Consider the following 25,467-nt stretch of genomic DNA (forward strand, 5'->3'; position numbering starts at 1 on the left):
CGGAAGGATTATCCATTATTAAACATTTTCTGAAGAGCTTCGCCTGTCGTAAATGGCGGCTGCCACCCCAGCAGAGTATGAGCCTTACTGATATCCAACTCCAAAGACCCCACAAGACGCTCTAATGTGGGCCCCTTGCCAACTATCGTCGCCAATCCCTTGAGTAGCGGTATTGGGAATGGGAATAGCCGGGCCGGTTTACCCTCTGCCTCAGCAATCATGCGAATTAATACTGATGTGGATATTGCGGGTTCATCTGCTAGCAGAAACGTTTCATTCGCAGCGGCGGGGTGACATAGAGTTCTTAAAATGAAGTCACACAGATTGTCTAAAGACAATAAGCTACGCCTATTATTCAAGTTAGCAAACGGCAACGGGACACCAAGTGAAATAATCTTCATGAGGAGGGCAAAGTTGGCTTTAACAGCGGGCCCATAAACCAATGGTAAACGTACAATGACGACCTCCATTCCTGTCTTAACCGACAGTTCAAGTAGACCTATTTCGGCCTCGTACTTTGACAAACCATAGGCGTCTTCTGGAGGCAGAATAATAGACTCACGGAAAGGAGAGCCCGCCGTGGTTTTTTCACCATTCACTTTGCATGAGCTCAAAAAAATAAAGCGCGAAACCCCTGCGGCTGCAGCCTGCTTTGCCAGTGTGAGCGTTCCCTCAGTATTGACTTTCCTGAACTCAGATAAAGGGTCTCGAGAGTTATCCTGCATCTGATGCACACGAGCGGAACAATGAACAACATAGTTAATCCCTTGCAGGCCTTCAGACCAGTCTGCCAGCCCATCCAGATCTGGACAGCACCACACAGTAGGAACATCAACATGTTGGCGCATTGCGCGTCGGACCTTCATGCCGGCCGACTCAATACTGCTCGCAACAGCACGCCCTATAAAGCCATTAGCTCCTGTCACTAATACAGAATCTGATTTGGAACACAGGCTCATTTTGCTTGGTGCTCCGCAATCACCCTTTGATAGAGCGCCATGTAGCCTTCAACCATACGGTCCGCAGTAAACATTTCATCAAATCTAGCTTTTGCATTCTGCCCCATTTGCAGAGCAACAGAATGATTTGTCCAGAGATTAACTAGTGCGGCACGGAGTGAAACCGGATCAGCGGGTTTTACAACCAGCCCCGTCTGCTCATGCAGGTTGATAAAGGTTGTACCCGTTCCAATCTCACAGGAAATCATTGGCTTGCCATACATTGCTGCTTCCAACAACGTCATGCCAAATGCTTCCGAACGCAGATGAGAAGGAAACACTACGGAATAACACAGTTCCAGCAATGCACATTTATCCTGGTCAGAAACAGCACCGACAAAATGGATATTTTTCAATCCCAGGCGAGCAGCCTGAGCTTTCAGTTCCTGCTCGCAAGGCCCCTCACCAACAATGACTAACGGGTAATCCAACTCTGCGAGAGCATCAAGCAGATAGGAGATCCCTTTGTAGTATCTCAGAAAACCAATAAACAGAAAGAAACGTCCTTGCAGCAACGTTCGCCACTTGTTCGCTATATCGTCAGGAGCCTTGGGGTAAGATGAGGTATCCAGACCAAAGGGAATCACCTCGACCTTTCGTTTCAATGAATTCAAAACCGTACTGGTTTGCGTATAATTTGGCGAAGAGGCCACTACCGCATCGACACTATTCAGAAACCGACGCATCAACGGTTGATAAAGGCGTAAAAGCTGCTTTTGCTTCACAATATCGGAATGATAAGTCACTACTGTCGGCTTATCCGGGCGCACCATAAAATGCACTAAGTCCATATAAGGCCAAGGGAAGTGATAATGTATAACATCAGCTTTCTCGGCCAAACGACGAAAATCACGAAATGCAGATAGAGAGAACCCCGTTGAAGCGATGTAGAGATCCTGCTTTGAGGTATGTACGGTATGGTGGCCAATTTTACCACTACCCGATGTTTTCTCTTGAGTTAACGAAAGTACATCCACTTCTGCGCCATTGCGACATGCGCCTTCAGCCAGTTGGTAAATCACCTGCTGAACACCGCCAAAAGCGACAGGGTAGTAGGTTTTAAAAAAATGAAGAATACGCATCAGTAACCTGTGACCCTTATGAGACTTGAACAAAAATTCTTTTGCTCCTCTCAAAATCAAACATTTTTATAAACGCAGATCCGTTTATGACAAACCAGAACTATTTCTACAAATGCAAATATTGCGCTAATAGAGACTAAAACTGGACGAGTAACATACTATTTATGTTACCAATACATTCAGTTAGCACCCAAAATAAAGACGCTAGCGAAAACAGCCCATTTGGTAAGTCTATTAGTTATCTATTGCGCAGAAAATTTAACAAAACTTCAGCGTTGTAAAGAGACAGGCATGGCAAAATTACATAACCATGCCGACACTTATGTGGAGTACATCCAACGGAGTGTCTCTTCAAGGGGGATTGGACGCCAGGCAGGAATAACCAAAGAAAGGCGTTCCGCGCTGCCAATCAATACCTTAACCTCATTGGCTCGCACAAAAGCAGGATTTACACTTAACTCAATTTTATATCCAGCCAAACTTTCCAGGGCTGAAACAACTTCCCTCAATGACGTTCCCACACCAGAGCAAACGTTAAATGTTTCCCCAGTCGGACACGCTTTAAGCAGGCCGGCATAAGCACTACAAACAGAACGCACATTGTTAAAATCACGCCACACATCGAGATTGCCCAACTCGATACGCTTCTCGTTACGACGGAAGTGAGAGACGATCTTCGGGATCAAAAAGTTCTCACTTTGTCCGACGCCGGTATAGTTAAATGGCCGCGCAATCACGATCGGCAATTTATCCATCCACAATCGCGCCATGTACTCCATCGCCAACTTGCTTACCGCATAATCATTCGCAGGATCTGGAAGACTCTCTTCGGTAAGGATCCCCTCAGTGCGATTGCCATAAATATTGGCACTGCTTGCAAGCAACACACAATCCAAGCCATCAGATACCTCTGAGAGGGCCTCCAGCAGATTACGGGTACCCATCAGATTAACGCGGTAAAAATCATCCGCTTTACCGTGAGCAACAAAGGCTATCGCTGCCAGATGCACCACAACATTTGGTCGTATCTTTCGAATCGCCTGACGAACGGCCTCTGGATCGCTGAGATCCACCTGATAATTCCCGGCAGCATTTGCTGCCGGGTTCTCAAGACCATGAACTTCATAACCGGCATCAGCCAGTTCCCGGGCCATATAGAGACCTGTAAACCCGTTCAAGCCGGTGATTAGCGCACGTTGAGTCATATTAGAATGAGAATCCTGCTTCGTTACGGCGCATATCTTCTTCAACCATCATCTGGCACAGTTCTTCCAGTGTAGTTTTTGGCTCCCAGCCTAATTTCTCTTTCGCTTTAGCCGGATCACCAATAAGAAGTTCAACCTCGGCAGGACGATAAAACTTAGGACTGATGCGCACTACCGTTTTACCCGTAGCAACATCAACCGCGATCTCTTCTTCCGCATTACCACTGAATTTAATGTTAATACCCGCAGCCTTAAAAGACATGAGGACAAAATCACGCACAGTTTCGGTACGGTTAGTTGCCAAGACATAAGAGTCTGGCTCACTCACCTGCAGCATGCGCCACATACCTTCAACATATTCCTTGGCAAATCCCCAGTCGCGTTTAGCATCCAGGTTACCTAACTCTAAAACATCCAACTTGCCCAGTTTAATTTTAGCAACAGAATCGGTGATCTTCCGCGTCACAAATTCACGGCCACGCAGCGGCGATTCGTGATTGAAAAGTATTCCGCTGCAAGCAAAGATGCCGTAGCTTTCGCGATAGTTGATCGTCATCCAATGAGCAAACAGTTTGGCCACACCATACGGACTGCGTGGGTAGAATGGTGTTGATTCAGCCTGCGGGATCGCCTGCACCTTACCAAACATCTCAGAGGTTGATGCCTGATAAAAGCGAATTTTAGGATTAACAATTCGAATTGCTTCCAGCAAATTCAGAGGACCAATTCCCGTAATTTCAGCGGTCGTGATGGGTTGTTCGAAAGACACACCAACAAAGCTCTGAGCAGCGAGGTTATAGACTTCAGTTGCTCCACTATTCTGCAGCAGACGAATACTGGAAGAAAGATCGGTTAGATCGTATTCAACCAAATGCAGATTGGAATGGTTCTGGATCCCCAACTCCTCGATACGCCAGAAATTTACAGAACTGGTACGACGATATGTACCATAAACTGTATATCCTTTGCCGAGTAAAAGTTCTGCCAAATAGGCACCATCTTGACCAGTAATTCCTGTAATTACTGCAGATTTAGTATTCATTAATGAAAAACCCTTTAAAAAAGCAAAACTCAAGAAAAGTTATTTTGAACAAAAATACCTTGCAACATGCCTTGCAGGCGCTGAGCAAGTCTGGAATAGCGGTGTTGATTCCGCCAACTATCAGCCTGTATTTGTCTTTCAACAAATACAGGGGTGCGCATATTGATATCATTAAGGGCCTGACGGATAGTGTCGGCCAATACTGATGGACTGTTGTCTTTAGCTCTCCATACAGTGTTACCAAACTCTTCAAATATCGGGATATCTGTCACGAGTGTTGGTTTTCCACATGCAAAACCATAACGCACTGCTGCACTTGCCGACTCTGATGTTGGGCTATAGCCAAAAATCACCAGATCAGACCCTTTAAGCAAACCCAAGCTTTCTTCGTCAGAAAGAAAACGAGTTTCTAGCATAACCTGCTTTGCCAATCCAAGTTTATCTATCTTAGACTGAAGTTTTTTAACAAGCGCAGATGACGAATCATGAGGATATTCTGCATTCACCATTCTCAAATTGACCGGAAAACCATCATTTTTAAGTAAGCTGACAGCTTCAACAACTTGTTCCAACCCTTTATGTGGAAGACAAAAACCATATGTTGCAATTGTAGGTTCTTCACTTATAGAGAGATCGGGTATCGCATCAAGATCAAGGATCCCAAGCGGGAAGAGAACAAGATTTTCCGTTACACCCAATAATTTGAGACGGTTCATGTCAGCACAAGAGTGCATCAAAAGACGGTCTGCCAGCGCCAGCCCAGCAATATAGTTAGACAGTTTTTTATGAGGAGCTTGAGGCGGGTCAAGGGTTGCATGCATATCAATGACAACCATGCGGCCAGCATCTTTCTGTTCTTTGATAAATCGATACAAATGATCTTGATGGAAGAAACCGAAATTAAACTGTATTACCACAACATCGATGTCTTTTTCATCAATCGCAAGAGCTAAATCTGATAAATCATCATCATCCCCTGCATCCCAGCAGCGAAGATAACTATCAGCATTTGAGGAGACCAAATCATTGGCTCTGGCTGCAAATACGAAGGGTTGTTGCTCAAAACCAGCCGTCAAATGTTCGGAGTAAGCAGCAATACCACATTTGGCATTCCAGGTACTGACCCAGGCAACTTTAGCCTGCTTACTAGGTTTAACCGTCTGTATTTTTTGATAAAAATCTATCAACCGTTTTGCAACCGCTTCCCACGTAAAACTTTTCATCAACAAAGTCCTGCCTTTTAGAGCCATACTTTGTCTCACTTCGGGAGAGGATTCGAATGCAGAAACCATTGCCGAACCAAGTGCATCAATATTGGGTACAGCCCAAGCTGACGGTAAAAGCTTGAAGTGAGTATTAGCTTGCTCAAACCGATAGTCCACAAGCCAAGAGTTTTCTGCTTTGCAAAAATCTAATTGGCCAGACCAGCCTGTTGTAATCACAGGAATGCCTGAAAGCATAGCTTCGGCCAAAGGTAATCCAAAACCCTCGGCACAACTTGGTGCAACAAGGACATGACAGTGCTGATACAGTGCTTTTAACTCGGAATCAGTCAACTCGTCTTCAATTAAGACTACCTGAGGATAATTTGGGTATTTTTCACGTATGTGTGCTAATTGCTCGTGCACTTCATTATGAGGATTAGGGAAGGTTTTTATCACCAAACATACGTCATCACTGTTTGTGAAAGATTGCCCATAAGCCTCAAGCAGTTCGTTCGGCCCCTTTCGAGGAAAGAAAGACGAAACATGTAAGAATCGGAATGCACTGGTTTCGACTTTATCTAAAGGTGTTGACGTACTGGGAGAAATTCGTTCCCAATGATCGACGCCACAACCAGAAGCAACGGTTGGAATAGAAATACCATTATCAAGCATTGTTTTCATAACATGTTGAGATAAGCATGTTAGACCAGTCAGATGCTTGTTAAAGTTTTTTACCCATTCCAAAGGAAATGCGGTTTCTTCCCAGGCATACGAATGCAGTAGATTGCATTTGAACTGCATATCCTCTACACGAGGCGGGTACAAATTTCTACTCGCGACAGAAACATCAGAATTGCCAACCAGCGTCGATCTCTCATTCATCCGAGCTAAGTCAGGATTTGCCTCAAGATACGTCGCTGACGGCTCAAAATCGCCTGGACCTTCGGTGGAATGCAGTAAAACGTCGACACCAAGTTTACTTAATGCGCGCGCTATTTCACGATTGACGACAGCCAGGCTATAACTGCTGTCGAAAGGACCTTCGATTCGCCAAATAATATTGGCGCCCGGCAATAAGTCATCGCGGCTATTGTTACCAATCACTTTTTCACCCTTAAATCAGTACCGATTAAACCTGAATAGGTATCAACCAGTTTCTCAACAACTACATCCCAACGATACAGTTCCTTAATACGAAGAGAAAGACCATCATTTTTCTCCTTCGCTAAGGCTGCCCCAATCCCCTCACTCATTGAAACAATATCATAGGGGTTTACGTAATCGGCATAGTCTTGAAAATACTCGGTAGTAGATCCTAAATCGGTTGTCAGAATTTTTGCACCCGCAGCACCGGCCTCAAGACTGGCAATACTTGGAGTCTCCCGCAAGCTCGGCATCGCAAAAAACTCACAACCAGCAATAGCTGATCGTAAAAGCTCAGATCCTGGAGGTAAGGGATCAATTAAACGAAATTGCTCTCCCCCCTCCTCCTTGCAAGCGTTCAAATACCAATTTTCTCTAACGCCACCAATGGTTATAAGTTGCAATGTTGGAAATTCTTTTAGCGCTTTAAGAAAAGCAAACTGATTCTTTCTTGGCTCAACATTTCCAATATTTAGAATGAATGGACCATCAACGTTATACTTATCCCGGAATAAAGCAGGATCAATAGGGCTAAAAAAACAATCCTGCACAGCATTGTGTATAACAGAAATTCTGGATGAATCAATTTTACATAGCCGGACCAGAGCTTCTTCTTCAATAAATGAATTTACGACTATTTTATCAGCTAACCATAATATGGAATTGACATCATCATATACCCCTGATGCTTTCCAGTCTTCAGGCTCCGGCCAGAAATTAGGGCTTATTAATAAGGGTATTCCGCGTCTAGCCTTAACCACATCCAAAAAGTCAAGGCTGGAAGGCATACATGAAAAGTAGTGCATCAGTTGCATTTTATCAAATTTTGGTTGCCACTGATCGAATAATTCAATATTGAGAGAAGGCCATTTCTCACTTCCTCGTATAAGTGCATCACGGTAGAAATGGAGTTGTTGCTCACCACCACCTGGTATACCAAAAGCCCATGGATAGGTATTAAGACAGATATTCATTCATGACGCTCCGAGGTTAAGCATAAAACAATGTCTGAAGTTATCGAGATCGGTATTACTCGGTATCGAATTAATTTTTAGAGAATTCATTATTACTAACAAATCTTCGAAAGAAGGTAGCGTTGCTTTGTTCGGATTTTTAGTGCCAGATATTTGGGTATTAGTGAATAGGTGCTCCATTGCATCAGCTGCGATGACAGCACTTACGGCCCACGAAAATTTTTTAGTTTGTATGGTTGTATGATGTTTAAGCCGAAGTCTGAATTTTTCATCAGTTAAAGCCAGTATGATCTTTTCTTTAATATCAGATGGCTGATAAGGGTCAAATAGTGCTTCATTTAACCCATGAGCTTCAGGAATACTTGAGCAATTCGACGCAATAACGACTGCGCCGCACGACATTGCCTCAAGCACTGGTAACCCAAAACCTTCTTGTAAAGAGGGAAAAATATAGGCCCTGCAACCACGATATAAATCAGCAAGGTCGGCATCAGAGACATAGTCTGTTAAAACCAACTCAGACTCTTCAATCCCAAGCGTGCCTGCTTTCCAAATAAGGCCCTCACGATAACCAGTTGGGAGTTTACTGGCTATGACTAAATTATAATCTTTGCGAAGATTTAATGGCAACAAGGCATATGCTTCAAGAAGCCGGTCAAGATTTTTGCGAGGGTCAAAGCCCCCTGGGGCGTAAAGTAAAAAGTCCTTTTCTATACCATATTTCCGCAATGTCGGTTCGACTCCCACTGAACTTTTTGAGCTCTCAAAGAAATCTTCATTAACAGCTGAAGACATATTAATAATAGAAGACTCGGGGAGCTTGAGGTATTGTTCTGCCTCTTTTTTTGCATATTCTGATATCGCAAGTAGTAAATCTGCGCAGCGCACATTATCAAGTTTGCACATGTAATAATCGCGGAAAATTTCATCTGTCAGATAAATATCAGACATGGCAAGAGGGATAAGATCATAATGTGTCAGTACGGTGGGAATATGTACATTCAATAAACCCACTGATGCCACTAAATCATCCCCCCATCCATCAGCCAAAAGAGAAGAGACATGAACGATATCAGGTTCCAGCCTTGCTAACGCATGCTCTCTTAATAGTCGTGCTGACATTTGCCGCCACTGATTCTCAGGCTGACTTGCAGCACAATTTGTAGGAATGGAAAACTCAAAAAAACGAACACCAGGAACTGATATTTCAAAATCAGTTTTTACTTCCTCAATTTCTACAGGAAATGCCGAGCTTAGAGCCACGATAACTTCATGTTTACGACTTATCAACTCTCGGGCTAAAGCCTTGCCCAGGGACATTGAGTATCGACCTATACCTCGAAACCGACTTGCAGATTGACAGGCCTGTAGATCAAGGACTACACGCATCTTGTTTCGCCTTAAAATAATTTAAAATTAAAAGTAAATTACTTATTACAGTAAGACTCTTATGTTATGTAATTTATACAGATAAAAAAGTAAGCATTATCGGTTGCTATTATCATCTTGACGGAAATTACTTTTTCTGTTTGTACATTGACCATTTTCACGCGGAACTAAGAATGCTATAAATAGCATTTCCCACTAGATATCCCCAGCGATCAAAAAACCTTAACGTATCAATATGCTTAAATTAAACTGACTGGAGATAATTCATTAGTGGTGCAACCGCATCGAACATATTCACAAATTCAGAGTGAGGAGAGGAGTGCTGAGTATTCTGTTGTTTTAACAATTGGATAGCAGAACTTTTGATCTCTTCATCACTATAAGGGTCCACCTGCGTACAGTAAGCCCCTAGTACTTCTTCAGTCCATTCCGACCGCGAAAGAAGCAATTTAGAACCTATTGCCGCGGATTCAATTGCAGATGCACCTGGAAAATCGAAAGGCAGTTCCACCACCATTTGGCTATGAGCCAGTGCGGATAGATGCTGCTCGGAGGCAAAAGGTATTGCTGGTATAAACTTAATATTAGGACCGGCCTGCCGCTTGCACTCATCAGCATAGCGTTGATCCCGAATCCCACCTGAAATAATGAGGTCTACATCTAATTCATTGAAAACACGTACAGCAGCCAACTGGTTTTTCTGAGGTTCAATAATACCAGTCCATATAGCATAAGAATCCAAACCATATGACTCTCTAAAAACATCCGTCACATTCTTACGAAAGAACTTGGGAGAAATAAGAGGATATACTCGTATGATATCCTTACCTTCAAGATTCAGATATTTCCGAAAGTGTGTTTCTTCTGCCTGGGACCGGAAAACCACAGCATGAAAATAACTCAACAACATTTTCAACTGATTTAAGCTCGCAAGCGAAGGGGGTTCGATAAACCAAAGGTTTGGCCAAAGTATTAGTTTTAGCCCATTTTCCGCAGCAGAAGAAATAACATGTTCTGAACCACCAGCCATTGAAAAATGTATCGCAGACTGATAAGCATTAATCGAACGGGATGTCGGACCATAAATATCAGAGATCATACCTGACCGATTTATAGCTTCATTGAGCAGATGTATTTCCCGCTCTCCCCCACCATCGTGCATAAATGCACCTGGGAAAGTCGTTAAGAGGACTCGATTCAATTGACCTCTCCTTCAACATTCTTCAGCTTGATATGTTCATATCGCAGAACTTTTTCACGGCTGATTTCAAAATAGAGGTAATCACAATTCCCGATAGGGAAATTTGGATAGTTCGCAACGTCCAGAGACATTAGGTATAGGTAGATTGAACGCAATGTACCTTCATGTCCTACGATCAATATCTTTTCATCATCTGACCAACCGTTCATATGGTTGCTATACCATTGGGAGATACGAGCGATCATTTCCCGAAAAGTCTCCCCTCCAGGGTATCTCAAGTCGGCCGATAACCAGGGTTGCCGAAAACGCTCATCACTGGCCCAAAGTTCAGGCAATGTGATATGACTTACGTCGCCAGTATTCAGCTCCTTAATTTGATCTTCAATACTGACAACAACATCCCCTCCCAGACCAGTGATAGTATTAATTGCTCTGGAAAGTGGCGAAGAATAAATACGGCTGAAAGGGATATGTTTGAGTTCTTCGCACACCCTTGATGCCTGTTCGAGGCCTTTACTGGATAATGGATAGTCGGATGAACCGCAAACTAGCTGTCGTTCGTTAGCAAGGCTCGTACCATGCCTCAGCAAATAAAGTTCCATATTTCAACCCGAAGATAATATATCGATAGGAAAGCGCATCAAAATCCGTAGGTATTACTAACGCCAACTTCAAAGTCAATATGACGTTCGTTCATATCATCAGGGAAAAAGAAATTTCTCCCAATAAGATTTATTCGATTTTGCATTAGATTACCAATGGCCTCGATGGAGAATTCGCGTGCCAGGCGAAGGCGTGCTCTTGCCGCCCGTTTCACCCAAGTGCGATGGTTTTGTACAAGATCGCGGAAAGCTTCAATTGCATCATCTAAGTCTGGCTCAGCCCACACATCATCATGACGGTAGCGAGGACGGTTGTGACCAACGGTTTTTAACTCATATGCTACAAGTCTGGAATCCGCCCCATTACAAAAATCCATGTTGCCAGAATATCCCGTTACAAGAACCGGAATACCACGACTCATTGCATCAGATATTGTCAGACCGAAGCCTTCTGCACGGTGCAAAGATACATATGCATCAGCAGAGTCATAAAGAGCTCTCAATTCTGACGGTTCCATGTATCCAGTAAGCACAGTAACATTTTTATGCTCATTTGAAATTCGATGTAATTTTTCTGCCAGCATCTTGTCTTGGTCAAGATTGCGAGTTTTCATGATTAGTCTGACTGCGGGATTACCTGCATGTGCTTCAAGGAAAGCCCTAATAACAAAAAGCGGATTCTTTCTTTCTGCATCACTGAAAACATCAAAAATGGCTAAAAAATTAAATACATCAAAAGGTTGGCCCGCTGCTCTTTCTAGCATCCGCTGATTGACAGGATTATCCTCGATAGGATACGGCATCTTGACCACCGGAATATTGGCAGAAAGAGACACTGCGGATTGACACAAGGATGAAGGTGTCCAAATTTCGTCGAAAAATTCCAATTGTCTGGCCCATTGGCTGGGTATTGTCGGCATTTCGTGCACCCAAAATCCAATGTTATAAAAACCCTTCAACGAATCTTTGCCAAGGCGAGAAAAATAAAGGGGCACTCTGCGAGCATTAAAATGAAAAATATTGACTCTATGTTTGAGTGAAGCGATTAAATCATCATCAATATTTGCATAATCCACAACTTCTTTCGGACCAGGCCGAGATAGAAGATGTATGTCGCAAGGAGTCCCTGACGCTTTCAAGCATTCTATATTGAGAGTAGCAACACGCCCGATACTATCGCGAGCTTCATAAGGACCAAAAAAATTAACACCGTTCACTATCATTTCGATGTACCATTTAATGCTGCCAGCATTTTAGACAACCTTGCCGACCACGTATTATTTCCGACTAATACATCTACTTCCTCTCGACTAAAACGCGTTCGCAAAAGTTGCTGTTCGATCGCGTCGACAAAACCTGTTGCAGTATCCGCCGTAAGCATCCCCTCATTATTAGATTGAGAAAATGAAAGCGGTGTAGATACCACCGGTACTCCTGCCGCAAGATATTCATAATATTTCATAGGGAACATCGATCGGGTGTAGTCATTAATAAGAGAAGGTAATAACCCCACCTGAATACCACGTAGGTAATCGGGAAGAGCCTGATAAGGACGATAACCTAAAAAATGTACATTCGGCAATGTTGCCAACTCAGCGACCAGAAGGTTTTTCTGCCCCTCTCGTTCTGCACCAATAAAGACCCAATGCCAGTCAGGCTTCATACGTGCTGAATCGAGTAACAGTTGGAAATCAATTTTAAAATCGGAAAGTACGCCATGATAACCTAATCTTGGCTCGGGAATACTGGCCAAATCATCAGGGATATTGCCTTTTTCCAACGCTTTCCCGAAGTGTCCGGCATCGACCACATTAGGAAGAAAATGGGTATTAACGTTAAACTGACCACACCGTTCTGCGAGAGCCGGAGCCGTGGCAAAGACGATATCTGCCTGTTTAAGCAAACGCTCTTCTGCATCACGAAATACTTCAGCATTGATCCCCGGTACTGCGGATAAATCATCAACACAGTGATATAGCAGTGCACTGTTTTCCAGAGAAGAAAACAGATCCAGCATAAAAGGATGATAAGTCCAGACCAGAGGCGGATTTTTCATCTTACGGGGAAGATTGCGCCAGATAGTGACCTGAAGTAACCAACGATTTAGCCACCGCGTGAACGGATGGCGATATCCAGCGGGGATCAACAGTGGTGAAAGTACACGAATATGCGGTGCCCGTTGTGGGGCGCCAATAAAAAGCGAGCGTAGCCCTTTTGTCAGACGTTCTTTCAGGCGCTGCCAGTCACGGGTACTGGCAGCACTCGGCGTGCGTAATCCAACACTCTCAACATAGAGAACCTCTACTCCAAGATCTGCAAGCGCTTTTGCACTATGCTGCTTATTCGTCCAATAGGGTTCATCCCAGTCGGCCGTAGCAAATAATATGCAGGATTCAGGTACAGATAGCCTATCGACACTCTCAACCACGAAACGCCTCCACCGGCTGCCCAAGCAATGCATCCGCAATTCGTTTGGCGGCCTTCCCATCCCCGTAAGGAGTCGGCAATGTTTTCAATTTGTCTACCATCTCTGGATGGGTAAGCCAATAATCAACTGCCTTTTCTATACGTTCAGGGTTTTGTCCAGCCAATATAGCGAACCCAGCTTCAACGCCCTCCATACGCTCCGTGTGCTCACGCATAACCACAACCGGAGTCCCAAATGTAGGTGCTTCCTCCTGAATTCCCCCTGAATCAGATATAACAAGTCTTGCATTCGCAATAAGGTAAAGACTCGTATGATAATCAACCGGCTCGGTAAGAAGTAGATTAGGGATGTGCCCGAGGATCCGCCGAACCGGGATGCTTACTGCCGGGTTAAGATGAACAGGAAATACCCACCGCAAATCGGTATTACGATCACATAAGCGTGCGATCATATGACAGATATTTTCCATTACCGCACCGAAATTCTCGCGTCGATGACACGTCAGCAATACATAGGGTGCTGCGGCCGTCCAGCTTTCAAGTTCAGCGGAGAGGGCTTTAGGTTTGCCATCTGACCAGGATTCGCTCGCCTGATAAATGGCGTCCACTACGCTATTGCCAGTCACAATAATGGCATCTTCAGCAATATTTTCTAACCGTAATGCGGCGGCAGCTGCAGATGTTGGTGCACAATGCAGCGTGGCAATTCTTGCCAGTAAGCTTCGGTTGGCCTCTTCCGGAAACGGGCTTGCCAAATCACCCGTTCGTAAGCCAGCTTCAATATGAGCCACACGAATGCCTCGATGGAAGGCCGCTAAACCTGCGCAGAAAGCCGTTGTCGTATCACCCTGAACCACCACCCAATCAGGTTGTTCTTGTTCAAGAACCTCATCAAATGCGCTGAGCTGGCGAGAAGCAAGGATATTCAACGAACGTCCCGGACTCATGGTATCGAGTTGAATATCAGGTACCAGAGAAAACGCCTCCAGAGCCTGAGTGAGCATTTCTCGATGTTGCCCGCTGGCGCAAATTCGCACCTCCGCACGCCCAAGCAAAGCCTGAATCACTGGAGCGAGTTTGATCACTTCAGGTCGAGTCCCTAACGCTACGAGGATCTTCATACCAGCACGACTCCATCAGTAATTTCGTATAGTGAACCGCAGAACTCTGCCGCAAATCTAAGACCATTACTTGTCTGAGGGACACTGGCAATCCATGTATTCCCCTCACGACTAAATTGAATCGCAGCACGGGAACGCAGAAAATCAAGGGCCTGGCACTCATCTAAAAAGAGAGGTTGCGCTGACTTCTCGCGAATGTACGTAATAAAATCTTTATGCGCAGCAGCACGGCTTTCCTCATCCGACCAACCATACTGATATCTATTAGAGAAAGGATGATCAAGATAGCCAAAGAGCGTCCGGGTTTCCGATGCACGATCAAAGGATTGCTTGAAAATCGCCAGAGGGTCGCCGTTAGCCAACATACAATCACCATGCATCATACTTTGTTGAGAGTGACCGACAAAACCTCGTGGTAGGTGAGCCAACTCCCCGCCCCGGGCGATCAAAAATTCGGGGTCATTGCGTATAATGCCACCAATGCAGCCCAGATAACCGGCGTCGCAAAGAGCCGCCAGGGCATAGTCAGGTGACTGATGGAAAGGAGAGACCGCATAATTCACACGTATCCCGGTCACTTTCTCAATTTTATCTCGCGATTCAACGCCTTCCCAATGGGCTGCCTCATAGCTTCCGCCCCAATTGGGGGCGTGGGTGGCAGTATGAGACAAGATTGCACCACCCGCTGCGATAAACGTCTGTAAAAACTCGGCATGGTTTTCATTAGGTAAGTTATTGGTATGAAGCGCTAACGAAAGTGGCACACCGGCTTCACAATAGGTCTGCCAGAGCGGTTTCGCTGACGCGATGTCTTCATCACAATCGAGTCGCATGGTAATAGCAGCATCATGGCCAAAAGGGATTTCGCTCAATACCGGCTGGCACGGTAACGTTTCATAGCGCCAGTTGCTAATAAATGTCTCAATCAGTCGCCATTCAAAAGAGTCAATAAGGCCAACCTCACGGTTAACCCAAAGAACACTGGTTTCCCGCTCATCAAAGAGCGCGCAATAAGTGGCAAGGACCTGCCCATCAAGCTGAATATTGGCAACTTCGGCAGAGTCTGGTGCCCGAAGGCCTGCTGCGATGCTCCAGATAGAACCTTCTGCACGAACAGCTCCAAACCCAAGATTGTTCCACTCATCGGTGAAATCAAAACGCTCTAGAGCACGATGCCAATCCTGTGACTCAAGTAGAGGGGCAGAAGAGAGGTAACGAATTGATGCTCTACTTTCGGCATATTGGCCACTCTTCGCTGCTGAACTACGAGCCCAGTGATCGGTAGGTTCGGGCAATGCCTTTAAAGTGATACCAAAGTGATTTAACAAGCAATCAGGAAGCCGCCCAAAAAGGATAAGCTTGCGCTTTCCTACACTCAGCCATGCAAGCAGCTCTTTTCCAAGCGCTTCATCAGGATTAATCGCTAAAAGAAAATTCGTTTGCGTCAGGTCGCCGGAAGCGATCGCACTGGCACCGGAAGTGCTTACAGAACGACGAATAGCCGCAAGCACCAGTTCACCCGTATAACGATCTGGCCAACTATAGAGAGTACCTATCATGCAGTCACCACATGGCGAAATTTGGCACGATGACCAACACGGATAAAGTCATCATGCCCAACAAATTCTACTTTCATTGCGTTAGGCCAATAGCTCTCGATTTTAGAAACGATTTGGGCTAATTCAGCATGAGGCTCAGGAACAATACGCATAATAGGTTGTACCCCACGCATATCGATTTGAAACTCCTGAATGCCACCGACTCGGTAATCAAGCATATCCTGAATGGTATGCGTTGGGTAAGCAACGCCATCTAAATGGATAATGTCATGAATACGTCCGGTGACGTCGGCCAGATAAAAACCATCCTCACGTTGCTCAACGCGTGCTAAGTCGCCGGTGGTATAACGAATAAGAGGCATCAGTCGGTTATGAAACCCGGTAAATACTAGTTCATGCTCGCCGGATTGATTGACATGCCCTTCAGGCCATCCTTCCGAATCAAGAACTTGTAACCCGTTTTCGTTCCCGTAGAGCTCATAAGCCATGACTCCCAGCTCAGCCAGCCCATAACGATCGACAACCCGTACCCCAAGACAGCGGGAGATGGTTTCGCGCATATGAGGTTCAAGCAATTCACCACTCGACTCAAAGACTTCAAAACTTTTCGCACTGCCAAACTCACGCTCTATGTAACATGCTAATGCGTAAATCGTGGACGGATGTGCGTGAACCATATAAGGCTTGCGGCGCTTAAGCGTTTGCCAGATTTCGGCCAGCCCCACATCATCTAACCTATCGAAGAAGATATTGCTGCGATTCATGGCAAAGCATTTAAAATCTTCGAGCGTTGGCCAGCCCGGATCAACCATATCAGGGAAACGACATGCGAAATGTAGCTCTGAACGGCGTTTAGTATTACCTGCGGACTCACGGGCAAAAAGCGTAACAGCAGCCGACCAGTCAGCTGCCGGTTGATCGTAAGCAATATGGCAGGATAAGCCGGTGGAACCACCGGTTTTACACATATGATGACGCACGTCATTCAGGGAGCGCGAATAGAGACGTTCCCCTTGTTCACGAATGATATCTTTGGTCAATAAGGGCAAATCTTGTAAATATCGCACATCATGGGCAACAGAATCTGGATTGAAACCTGTCGCGGCAAAGAGTTCACGGTAGTACGGTACTTCCTTACCAGCAAACTGCAATGTATCCACTAGCGCTGCTTTAGCCTGCTCTAAACGCTGAGCAAAAGGCTGACGATAATGACGCCGCAGTGCATGCACTTTTTCTCTGATTTGGCGCTTCTCATGTTTCTCTGCAAGGGGGTAAGCGATATTCGCGCTTACCAAACCTTTAATAAAACTAAAAGGTTGCACAGAGAACAGTCGCTCAGAGGCGAGAATCAAAGGGTGCTGTGAAGAGATCTTTATATCAGATAGCTTCAAAATTACCCCCGCCATCCACGGTATCCAGGTTTTCATCGCTGACAATAACGCCGTGTTCAAGATGGATTTTGCGATTACAAACCCGGGCAATAAGATCAGGGGAGTGTGAGGCTAAAACCAGAATCGAGGCCTTACTGACTAAAGAATCCAGACGCGTGGCCGCTTTGGCGCTAAATTCAGCATCACCAACGCTTAGCCATTCATCCATAATCAAAATTTCGGCATCTACGCTGGTTGAAATAGCAAATGCCAGACGTAACTGCATCCCACTGGAATAAGTACGTACAGGTAAATTGAGATAATCGCCTAAACCTGTGAAATCAGCAATTTCATCAATTTTACTGCGAATATGTGCGGGTTTAAGGCCATCCGTAATACCGCGTAAATAGATATTTTCAAAACCGGAAGCATCTGGATCAATCCCGGTTGAAACATCGAGTAACGAAGCTATGCGCCCGTGTATAGAGAGCTTCCCATATACAGGTGCATAGACACCTGAAAGCACACGTAAAAGAGTCGTTTTACCTGAGCCATTGTGACCACTCAGACCAACTCGGTCTCCTTCACGAATATCAAAATCTATCTCGTTAAGTGCACGCACTATAGGGTGTTTACCAACATTAACCCCTATGCGACCACCGGTTGTGAGATGCATGACAGTGTTTTTAAGCGAACGATGTGAGTTATCAAAAATGGGGAACTCAACACAGAGTTTTTCGGCACGAATATGTGTTTGCATAATATTACAACCAGTAGGCTACACGGTCGCGGTAGCGAATCATCAGATACTGAGCAAAAGCAAAACCAACGATCAGTAATGCAATGCTAGATGCCCAGGATATAAGCGGTACAGGGCTGCCTAAAATAGGCGCGCGTACAATCTCAATCAGGTGATAAAAAGGGTTAAAGTCAGCTATCCAGGCGCGACCTTTAAGCGCTGAGGTCTGCCACATAACAGGTGTAACAAAAAAGCAAACCTGGAAAAGACTACCGATTATTGGTGCGACATCCCGGAAACGTGCACAAAGAATACCGAAAACGACGCCCGACCATACAGCGTTAAGCAATACGATAAATAAACCAGGGATAATCCAAAGTATTTCAAATGTCACCATATGCCCAAAAAGGAGCATAAATAAAATGACGACAGGTAAGCTATGCAACAGGATGATAAAGTTACGCCAAGCCATGCGACAGACATGAGTAGTGAGTGGCATACGTACCTGCTTAATGATATGGGCAGACCCTATCAAGCTAATGCACCCCTCATTAGCTGCGGTACTTATAAACTGCCACACAACCAGCCCGACCCCCAGATAGGGTAAGTAGGTAGAAATGTCCTGCCCCAGAAGCTCTGAATAAAGGAAACCTAAGGCTCCTACCATTATCAGCGTCGTGAGTGTAAACCAGAAAGGCCCCAGAACAGATCGGCGATAGCGCTGACGGATATCGTGCCACCCCCAAATCAACCAGACATGATATGCCCTGATACCCTCAAGCAGATCGGTTTTACCGTTATGCTCTTTCCAACCAGAGGGAGCGCTATTTGTTTTGGTCGTCTCATGCGTCAAATCAGAGATGTTGGGATTCATTTCGTAATTGCCTTCAAGATAAATAAAACAAGTTCCTATAAGATCGACATTGAGGGCTGACTAGCTTTACGCCACAAGGAAGGGAGTGATTAAATCTCGTCCCTTCCTTCTTCTTTATCTAAAGTGGTTCACAGCACATTTACAGAACTATAGAGGTTATACAGAAAAACCTCTCACTAACGACAAAAAAGCAATATTTCGACATTATTTCCAATAACTATAAAAAATATTTACATCTTTATCAAACGTTCAACTTCAGCAACTTTATCCCATACTAATTCAGGCTGGCCTCGGCTCTCAATATTCAGGCGCAGGAGCGGCTCAGTATTAGAAGTGCGTACGTTCAAACGCCATTCTGGCATATCAATACTTAATCCATCAGTAAAATCAATAGATACAGCATCAGTATTAAATTCATTCTCTATTCTTGCGAGAATAGCTTGCGCATCGGTAACTCTATAGTTGATTTCACCACTGCAAGGATAGGCCTGCATGGCTGCGCTAACGAGTTTCGATAAGGTCGTGTTCTTAGAGGAGATAAGTTCAATAACCAGCAACCATGGGATCATGCCGCTGTCACAATAGGCAAAGTCTCTAAAGTAATGATGAGCACTCATTTCACCACCATAGATAGCATCTTCTTTTCGCATTCTCTCTTTAATAAAGGCATGCCCTGTTTTTGACATTATAGGAATACCATTTAATTTATCTACAATATCAATTGTATTCCAGGAAAGTCGAGGGTCATGGATGATTTTGGCGCCTGACTCTTTTTGTAAAAATGCTTCAGCCAGCAAACCTACAATATAATATCCTTCGATAAAATTGGCTTGATCATCGAACATAAAGCATCTGTCAAAATCGCCGTCAAATGCTATACCCATATCAGCCGAGAATTTATTAACGGCATTTGAGGTATCTGCACGGCACTCAGGTAAAAGTGGATTAGGAATACCGTTCGGGAAATTTCCATCAGCATCATGATGAATTTTTACAAACTCTACAGGTGCTTTGCCGGCTTTAAAACGCTTTTCAATCTCATCGATTACATGTCCAGCGGCACCATTACCAGAGTTGATAACTACCCTCAACTTGCTTTTAAAATTATCAAAGTCAACATAACTCATTAAATGGTCAACATACTCTTTCAAAACAGATATTTTCGAGTAAGAACCTTTAGTATTTATATCGCTGCTAAAATTATTTTCTTCAGCTAATCTTTTTATTTCGTTTAAACCTGTATCGCTACTGACAGGTCTGGCACCTTCACGTACCAGTTTCATCCCATTATAATCCATTGGGTTATGGCTGGCAGTGACTTCAATACCCCCATCAATTCCCAGATGAAAAGTAGCAAAGTAAATTTCTTCAGTGCCTGACATGCCAATATCCAAGACATCAGCCCCGGCATCCATTAACCCTTCAGCCAAAGCCATCTTAAGTTCTTCGCTCGTCAGTCTTACATCGCCGCCTAATACAACTTTTTTAGGCTTAAAATATTCACCAAAGGCTCGACCAATACGATAGGCAATATCGGTGTTTAATTCTGCACCTAATTTGCCGCGAATGTCATAAGCTTTAAAACAAGTTAAAGTATCCATTTAAAATATCCTTAGACTCAGTTACGGCCGTATTGATCTTGAATACGAACAACATCATCATTGCCCAAATAAGAACCAGATCTAACTTCAAGCAATTCCAAAGGAATTTTTCCAGGATTCTCTAACATGTGAACAGATCCAATAGGAATAAAGGTTGACTGATTTTCAGTAAGTAAGAATGTCTTATCACCAATTGTTACTTTGGCCGTTCCTGCCAAAATTATCCAATGCTCGGCGCGGTGATGATGCATTTGTAATGAGAAAGATCCTCCAGGGATGACAGTTACGCGGTTAACATTGAAGCGTTTTTCAGCCACTACTGCATCGCAACGTCCCCAAGGCCGATAAATATCACGGTGATGGCGGTATTCACTTCTTTCATTGGCTTTCAAGTATTCAACAACCCGCTTAACGTCCTGTACCTGTGACTTATCGATGACCAATACAGCATCTTTAGTATTGACTATAACTAAGTTTTTAACGCCAACAGCGGCGATGAGTTTTTCATCTGTATTGACATAACAATTATCGGTATTGTGTAAGAACACATCTCCGGTCACTGCATTATCATTACTGTCTTTACTATTCACTTCCCATAGAGCAGACCAAGAGCCCACATCGCTCCAATCAGCATCTAATGGCACGACCATACCATCGTTGGTTTTTTCCATAACGGCATAATCGATGGATTCATCCGGACAAGATGAAAAAATATCTTTATCAATGGAAATAAAATCCGAATTATTTATTTGGCTGCTAAGAGCATTTTCACAGGCTTCTAAAATATCCGGCCTAAATTTTTCCAACTCCTGAAGATATTTGTTGGCACGGAACATAAACATACCGCTGTTCCAGTAATAATCACCAGATGAAATATATTGCTCGGCAGTTTCTTTATTGGGCTTTTCAACAAAACACTTAACCTGGTACCCTTCATTATGTGTACCAATATGTTCACCGCGCTGTATGTAACCGTAACCGGTTTCTGCTCCCGCCGGAACGATCCCAAAGGTGACTAATTTATCAGCGGATGCAAATGGAATTGCTTTAGCAATAGCCCGATGGAACTCCTTAACATTATTGATAACATGATCTGCTGCAAGGACCAGCATGATCGGGTCATCACCTTCTTTAATTGCGTTTAAGGCAGCCAGAGCAATGGCTGGTGCAGTATTACGGCCAACGGGTTCTAATATTATATTATTAGATAATTTTTGGATTTCACGTAACTGCTCTGCAACCAGGAAACGGTGCTCTTCATTACAAATAACGACAGGTTCTCTCACTTCTAAGTCATCAAGACGCAATAGCGTTTCTTGTAACATGGAGTTGGTACTGTGCAAGCGTAAGAACTGTTTTGGATACAACTCTCTTGACATCGGCCATAAACGACTGCCTGTACCACCTGCCATTATTACTGGAAGTAACATTTTGGTTCCTCAAAATATCTTATCGCTAGAAATAAAGCCTTATAAAACAACAATATAAAAACACCCCATCAAATGACAGGTATGCTACCGCCCTTGGCTTACTGCTACCAAAGTGCTTGTAAAAAATTTGTTGTGTAAATTTTGATAAAACTGCATCGGAATATATCTGCTTTCGAAAGTAATGCGACTCTCAAAACCATGAACCATTACAGCTTCAGTCCTTTATTAGTTCTAATATTGACGCTGCTTATACTATCACTCTGTCCATTTTTTTTCTTCCAGATAATTCTCGGAGTTCCCTTTGTGCTTGAAATATGAGCAAGGGGTTTAAAATGGACATCTGCTACACCAGAGTGAGATTAAGAGTGAAAATCCCCCCCTAAAAAAACATTTGTATTTCTTTAACCAAAAGAAAAAAGCACCGATTAACAGTGCCTTTCGTAGAATTTAATCTGAATAATTTAGTTAATCATCATTATTGATAACAATTACTGTTTAGCAAACTCTTTCAACCAAGTCTCAAACGCTGCTCCCTGCGTAGGATGACGAACACCATACTCAACGAACGCCTTCATGTAGCCTAATTTATCGCCACAATCGTGCGAGCGGCCTGTCATCGTGAAGGCTTCGACGGTTTTCTTCTTCATCAACAATGCAATAGCATCTGTCAGTTGAATTTCGTTACCCGCACCGTAAGGGGTTATCGCCAACAGTGGCCAGATATCTTCGGAGAAGACATAGCGCCCTACTACTGCCAGATTTGATGGCGCATCTTTCTGCTCAGGTTTTTCAACGATTGCGGTCATTGGCGTACTTTTGCCCGGCTCACCTTCAACACCATTACAGTCAACTACGCCATATTTAGATACGTCTTCTTCAGGCACTTCTTCAACCATAACCTGGCTGTTGCCAGTTTCTTTGAAGCGGGCCAGCATGGCAGCGAGATTATCCTTGCCAAGATCGCTGGTGGAATCATCCATCAGGACGTCCGGCAAGATAACAACAAAAGGTGCATTGCCGATCAACGGTTTAGCGCAGAGTACGGCATGGCCCAGACCTTTGGACTGGCCCTGACGCACGTTCATGATCGTCACGCCTTTCGGGCAGATTGACTGGACTTCTTCCAGCAACTGGCGCTTAACGCGGGATTCCAGCATGCTTTCAAGTTCGAATGATGTATCGAAGTGGTTTTCAATCGCATTTTTGGAGGAGTGAGTCACCAGGATGATTTCTTTGATACCGGCTGCAGCACATTCGTTAACGATGTACTGAATCAATGGCTTATCAACGATAGGCAACATTTCTTTAGGAATCGCTTTCGTCGCAGGCAACATACGGGTGCCAAGACCGGCAACAGGGATAACAGCTTTTAACATTGTAAAGGATACTCCTTGAAACCAATAGTTCGAAAATTCAGCCAGTTATAGTATCGAAAATGCCAGGTAGCTCACTGTACTGAAGTTGTTTAAACAATTTCTTTTTCAGCGCTAATTACTCTTCTTCCAGTATAGACCTTTAGGCCCATATGGTAGAGCGAGTAGCGCGTCTAGCCAAGTATCTTTAACCCCACACTGGGTAATACGATACCAGCAAGCACACATAAACGTTAAGCTAAAGACTTAAAATTAAGAATGTTTCCCGCTTTCGTGGTTTTTATAATCAAAATTTGTTGCTTTCTGAGCCATTTTTAAGAAAGCCGCGTTTCGGGCTATAATCCCTCAGAGACTCTCTACCCTCAACTGGCTAGGCGGCTGATTTAAATTTGAATTTTCATCCGCTGGCGACCATTATTTACGTGCGACAACTGTCGTACAACTCAAGGTGAAATAGGTAATATGGAATGGATCGCCGATCCGTCAATTTGGGCCGGGCTGGCTACCCTGGTAATTTTGGAAATTGTTCTGGGTATCGACAATCTGATTTTTATCGCCATTCTTGCTGAGAAACTTCCGCGTCATCAGCGAGACAAAGCCAGAGTAACCGGCCTGCTTCTCGCCCTGGTTATGCGCTTAGTCCTGCTGGCCTGTATCTCCTGGCTCTCAACATTGACCCGTCCTCTGGTCACCCTTTTCAGTCAACCTTTCAGCGCCCGCGACATCATCATGTTGATCGGGGGGATTTTCCTGTTGTTCAAAGCCACCATGGAGCTGAACGAGAGGCTCGAAGGTAAAGATGAAGAACAGCGTAATCAGCACTCCGGCGCTAAGTTCTGGCCGGTTGTGGCGCAAATTGTCGTTTTGGATGCCGTCTTCTCACTCGACTCGGTGATCACCGCCGTCGGCATGGTTGAACACCTGGCGGTCATGATGGCCGCAGTCTGTATTGCTATCGCGCTGATGCTACTGGCCAGCCGCCCATTGACAAGGTTTGTGAATGAGCACCCGACTATTGTCATTCTCTGCCTGAGTTTCCTGCTGATGATTGGGTTCAGTTTGGTCGCTGAGGGCTTCGGCTACAACATTCCGAAAGGCTATCTCTACGCAGCCATTGGCTTCTCCGTGATTATTGAAGCGCTTAACCAACTGGCACACTTTAATCGCCGGCGCTTTCTCTCTTCCCGTCGCTCATTGCGTGAAAGAACAGCAGAAACAGTTCTGCGCGTATTGAGGGGTAAACATGAAGAGGCAGAGATGGACCCCCACTCATCTGGCTTGATTGCCGACAGCGAGGGAGAGGCGATTTTTAACCAGCAAGAGCGCAACATGATTGAACGTGTTCTTGGTCTCGCTCAGCGGACGGTCAGCAGTATTATGACCTCGCGCCATGACGTTGATAATTTGGAGTTAAATGACCCGCCAGAGGTGCTAGTGCAGCAAATTGCTAATAATCAGCACACGCGTATTTTGGTGACGGAAGACAGCTCGACCGATGAACCACTGGGTGTGGTGCATGTCGTTGACCTGCTTAAGCAGCAGTTGCTGCAAAATGAACTCGACCTTAAGGCCCTGATTCGCCAGCCGTTAATTTTCCCTGAACAGCTCTCGCTACTCAAAGCACTGGAACAGTTCCGCCAGGCCAAAACTCACTTTGCTTTTGTTGTCGACGAATTTGGTTCAGTCGAAGGCATTGTGACACTGACAGACGTAATGGAGACCATCGCAGGAAATCTCCCGGAAACCGATGAAACACCCGATGCGCGTCACGACATTCAACAGTTGGAAGATGGCAGTTGGATAGCCAATGGGTATATGCCTCTGGAGGATTTAGTGATGTATCTGCCATTACCGATAGAGGAAAAACGTGAATATCATACGCTGGCGGGTCTGCTGATGGAGTACGCACAGAACATCCCTCAGGTCGGTGCCCGGTTACATATTGATAATTATCTGTTTGAACCTTTAGAAGTCAGTAGCCATCGCATTTTGAAAGTGAAAATCACACCACTGTCGCCACAGGCAAATGAAAACTATGAGATTTGATGCCCTCTCAGCCAGCCTAAAGCCGTGATAAAAAACGGGGCCTCAGTCACTGACCAGGCCCCGTTTTTTATGCAGCAAGTAACAGC

The 25,467-nt window shown here is 44.6% G+C and carries 20 protein-coding genes; 1 reads left to right on the forward strand and 19 read right to left on the reverse strand.

All coding sequences use genetic code 11. The features are described 5' to 3' along the window. Window positions 1–8: 8 nt before the first annotated feature. The 19 genes from EAH77_RS00850 to galU all read right to left on the reverse strand — a co-directional run bounded on the left by EAH77_RS00850 (window position 9) and on the right by galU (window position 23,338). Window positions 9–959 (reverse strand): UDP-glucose 4-epimerase family protein, encoded by a 951-nt coding sequence (locus EAH77_RS00850; protein ID WP_140469919.1) that lies wholly within the window; start codon window positions 957–959, stop codon window positions 9–11. Beyond that, on the reverse strand, window positions 956–2,080 hold the full coding sequence (locus EAH77_RS00855; RefSeq protein WP_140469920.1) for a glycosyltransferase family 4 protein: 1,125 nt from the start codon (window positions 2,078–2,080) through the stop codon (window positions 956–958). Before EAH77_RS00855 ends, EAH77_RS00850 begins: the two co-directional genes overlap by 4 nt. Window positions 2,081–2,400: 320 nt before the next feature. Further along, a complete protein-coding gene (locus EAH77_RS00860; RefSeq protein WP_140469921.1) occupies window positions 2,401–3,285 on the reverse strand; it encodes a GDP-mannose 4,6-dehydratase in 885 nt (294 codons plus the stop codon). Window position 3,286: 1 nt separating this feature from the next. Then, complete coding sequence (gene gmd, locus EAH77_RS00865; RefSeq protein WP_140469922.1) at window positions 3,287–4,327, reverse strand: GDP-mannose 4,6-dehydratase; 1,041 nt, start codon at window positions 4,325–4,327, stop codon at window positions 3,287–3,289. A gap of 29 nt (window positions 4,328–4,356) precedes the next feature. Further along, window positions 4,357–6,636, reverse strand: coding sequence for a glycosyltransferase family 4 protein (locus tag EAH77_RS00870; protein WP_140469923.1), 2,280 nt, complete (start codon window positions 6,634–6,636; stop codon window positions 4,357–4,359). Continuing rightward, the gene (locus tag EAH77_RS00875; protein WP_140469924.1) at window positions 6,633–7,649 is read right to left on the reverse strand and encodes a glycosyltransferase; all 1,017 of its coding nucleotides are present in this window, start codon (window positions 7,647–7,649) and stop codon (window positions 6,633–6,635) included. Before EAH77_RS00875 ends, EAH77_RS00870 begins: the two co-directional genes overlap by 4 nt. Continuing rightward, complete coding sequence (locus EAH77_RS00880; RefSeq protein ID WP_140469925.1) at window positions 7,650–9,038, reverse strand: glycosyltransferase family 4 protein; 1,389 nt, start codon at window positions 9,036–9,038, stop codon at window positions 7,650–7,652. 244 nt (window positions 9,039–9,282) lie between these two features. Beyond that, a complete protein-coding gene (locus EAH77_RS00885; RefSeq protein WP_140469926.1) occupies window positions 9,283–10,239 on the reverse strand; it encodes a glycosyltransferase family 4 protein in 957 nt (318 codons plus the stop codon). Then, window positions 10,236–10,841 (reverse strand): histidine phosphatase family protein, encoded by a 606-nt coding sequence (locus EAH77_RS00890; protein WP_140469927.1) that lies wholly within the window; start codon window positions 10,839–10,841, stop codon window positions 10,236–10,238. The genes EAH77_RS00885 and EAH77_RS00890 overlap by 4 nt, the downstream gene beginning before the upstream one ends. Before the next feature lie 38 nt (window positions 10,842–10,879). Continuing rightward, on the reverse strand, window positions 10,880–12,064 hold the full coding sequence (locus EAH77_RS00895; RefSeq protein ID WP_140469928.1) for a glycosyltransferase: 1,185 nt from the start codon (window positions 12,062–12,064) through the stop codon (window positions 10,880–10,882). Continuing rightward, complete coding sequence (locus EAH77_RS00900) at window positions 12,061–13,269, reverse strand: glycosyltransferase (protein WP_140469929.1); 1,209 nt, start codon at window positions 13,267–13,269, stop codon at window positions 12,061–12,063. Before EAH77_RS00900 ends, EAH77_RS00895 begins: the two co-directional genes overlap by 4 nt. Beyond that, window positions 13,262–14,389, reverse strand: coding sequence for a non-hydrolyzing UDP-N-acetylglucosamine 2-epimerase (gene wecB, locus EAH77_RS00905; protein ID WP_140469930.1), 1,128 nt, complete (start codon window positions 14,387–14,389; stop codon window positions 13,262–13,264). The genes EAH77_RS00900 and wecB overlap by 8 nt, the downstream gene beginning before the upstream one ends. Then, the gene (locus tag EAH77_RS00910) at window positions 14,386–15,948 is read right to left on the reverse strand and encodes a polysaccharide deacetylase family protein (protein ID WP_140469931.1); all 1,563 of its coding nucleotides are present in this window, start codon (window positions 15,946–15,948) and stop codon (window positions 14,386–14,388) included. Before EAH77_RS00910 ends, wecB begins: the two co-directional genes overlap by 4 nt. Further along, a complete protein-coding gene (locus EAH77_RS00915) occupies window positions 15,945–17,354 on the reverse strand; it encodes a phenylacetate--CoA ligase family protein (RefSeq protein ID WP_241673367.1) in 1,410 nt (469 codons plus the stop codon). The genes EAH77_RS00910 and EAH77_RS00915 overlap by 4 nt, the downstream gene beginning before the upstream one ends. Then, complete coding sequence (locus EAH77_RS00920; protein WP_140469932.1) at window positions 17,326–18,078, reverse strand: ABC transporter ATP-binding protein; 753 nt, start codon at window positions 18,076–18,078, stop codon at window positions 17,326–17,328. Before EAH77_RS00920 ends, EAH77_RS00915 begins: the two co-directional genes overlap by 29 nt. Window positions 18,079–18,082: 4 nt before the next feature. Next, window positions 18,083–18,931 carry an ABC transporter permease gene (locus EAH77_RS00925; RefSeq protein ID WP_140469933.1) on the reverse strand — a complete coding sequence of 283 codons (849 nt, stop codon included), beginning with the start codon at window positions 18,929–18,931 and terminating at the stop codon, window positions 18,083–18,085. A 230-nt stretch (window positions 18,932–19,161) separates the two neighbouring features. Continuing rightward, a complete protein-coding gene (locus tag EAH77_RS00930) occupies window positions 19,162–20,532 on the reverse strand; it encodes a phosphomannomutase CpsG (protein WP_140469934.1) in 1,371 nt (456 codons plus the stop codon). Between the two features lie 17 nt (window positions 20,533–20,549). After that, window positions 20,550–21,962 carry a mannose-1-phosphate guanylyltransferase/mannose-6-phosphate isomerase gene (locus EAH77_RS00935; RefSeq protein ID WP_140469935.1) on the reverse strand — a complete coding sequence of 471 codons (1,413 nt, stop codon included), beginning with the start codon at window positions 21,960–21,962 and terminating at the stop codon, window positions 20,550–20,552. 488 nt (window positions 21,963–22,450) lie between these two features. Beyond that, window positions 22,451–23,338 carry a UTP--glucose-1-phosphate uridylyltransferase GalU gene (gene galU, locus EAH77_RS00940; protein WP_140469936.1) on the reverse strand — a complete coding sequence of 296 codons (888 nt, stop codon included), beginning with the start codon at window positions 23,336–23,338 and terminating at the stop codon, window positions 22,451–22,453. Between the two features lie 459 nt (window positions 23,339–23,797). Here galU and EAH77_RS00945 point away from each other — a divergent pair, with 459 nt between their 5' ends. Continuing rightward, window positions 23,798–25,381, forward strand: coding sequence for a TerC family protein (locus tag EAH77_RS00945; protein WP_140469937.1), 1,584 nt, complete (start codon window positions 23,798–23,800; stop codon window positions 25,379–25,381). The last annotated feature ends 86 nt before the right edge of the window (window positions 25,382–25,467 follow it).

This window comes from Ewingella americana (assembly GCF_006438725.1).
In the GTDB taxonomy this organism is placed as follows: Bacteria; Pseudomonadota; Gammaproteobacteria; order Enterobacterales; family Enterobacteriaceae; genus Ewingella; species Ewingella americana_A.

Excerpts from the sequence above, each read along its gene's own strand:
- EAH77_RS00850 (WP_140469919.1), bottom strand. The coding sequence starts at position 959 with ATGAGCCTGTGTTCCAAATCAGATTCTGTATTAGTGACAGGAGCTAAT.
- EAH77_RS00855 (WP_140469920.1), bottom strand. The coding sequence starts at position 2,080 with ATGCGTATTCTTCATTTTTTTAAAACCTACTACCCTGTCGCTTTTGGC.
- EAH77_RS00860 (WP_140469921.1), bottom strand. The coding sequence starts at position 3,285 with ATGACTCAACGTGCGCTAATCACCGGCTTGAACGGGTTTACAGGTCTC.
- gmd (WP_140469922.1), bottom strand. The coding sequence starts at position 4,327 with ATGAATACTAAATCTGCAGTAATTACAGGAATTACTGGTCAAGATGGT.
- EAH77_RS00875 (WP_140469924.1), bottom strand. The coding sequence starts at position 7,649 with ATGAATATCTGTCTTAATACCTATCCATGGGCTTTTGGTATACCAGGT.
- EAH77_RS00880 (WP_140469925.1), bottom strand. The coding sequence starts at position 9,038 with ATGCGTGTAGTCCTTGATCTACAGGCCTGTCAATCTGCAAGTCGGTTT.
- EAH77_RS00890 (WP_140469927.1), bottom strand. The coding sequence starts at position 10,841 with ATGGAACTTTATTTGCTGAGGCATGGTACGAGCCTTGCTAACGAACGA.
- EAH77_RS00895 (WP_140469928.1), bottom strand. The coding sequence starts at position 12,064 with ATGATAGTGAACGGTGTTAATTTTTTTGGTCCTTATGAAGCTCGCGAT.
- wecB (WP_140469930.1), bottom strand. The coding sequence starts at position 14,389 with ATGAAGATCCTCGTAGCGTTAGGGACTCGACCTGAAGTGATCAAACTC.
- EAH77_RS00910 (WP_140469931.1), bottom strand. The coding sequence starts at position 15,948 with ATGATAGGTACTCTCTATAGTTGGCCAGATCGTTATACGGGTGAACTG.
- EAH77_RS00915 (WP_241673367.1), bottom strand. The coding sequence starts at position 17,354 with ATGGCGGGGGTAATTTTGAAGCTATCTGATATAAAGATCTCTTCACAG.
- EAH77_RS00920 (WP_140469932.1), bottom strand. The coding sequence starts at position 18,078 with ATGCAAACACATATTCGTGCCGAAAAACTCTGTGTTGAGTTCCCCATT.
- EAH77_RS00925 (WP_140469933.1), bottom strand. The coding sequence starts at position 18,931 with ATGAATCCCAACATCTCTGATTTGACGCATGAGACGACCAAAACAAAT.
- EAH77_RS00930 (WP_140469934.1), bottom strand. The coding sequence starts at position 20,532 with ATGGATACTTTAACTTGTTTTAAAGCTTATGACATTCGCGGCAAATTA.
- EAH77_RS00935 (WP_140469935.1), bottom strand. The coding sequence starts at position 21,962 with ATGTTACTTCCAGTAATAATGGCAGGTGGTACAGGCAGTCGTTTATGG.
- galU (WP_140469936.1), bottom strand. The coding sequence starts at position 23,338 with ATGTTAAAAGCTGTTATCCCTGTTGCCGGTCTTGGCACCCGTATGTTG.
- EAH77_RS00945 (WP_140469937.1), top strand. The coding sequence starts at position 23,798 with ATGGAATGGATCGCCGATCCGTCAATTTGGGCCGGGCTGGCTACCCTG.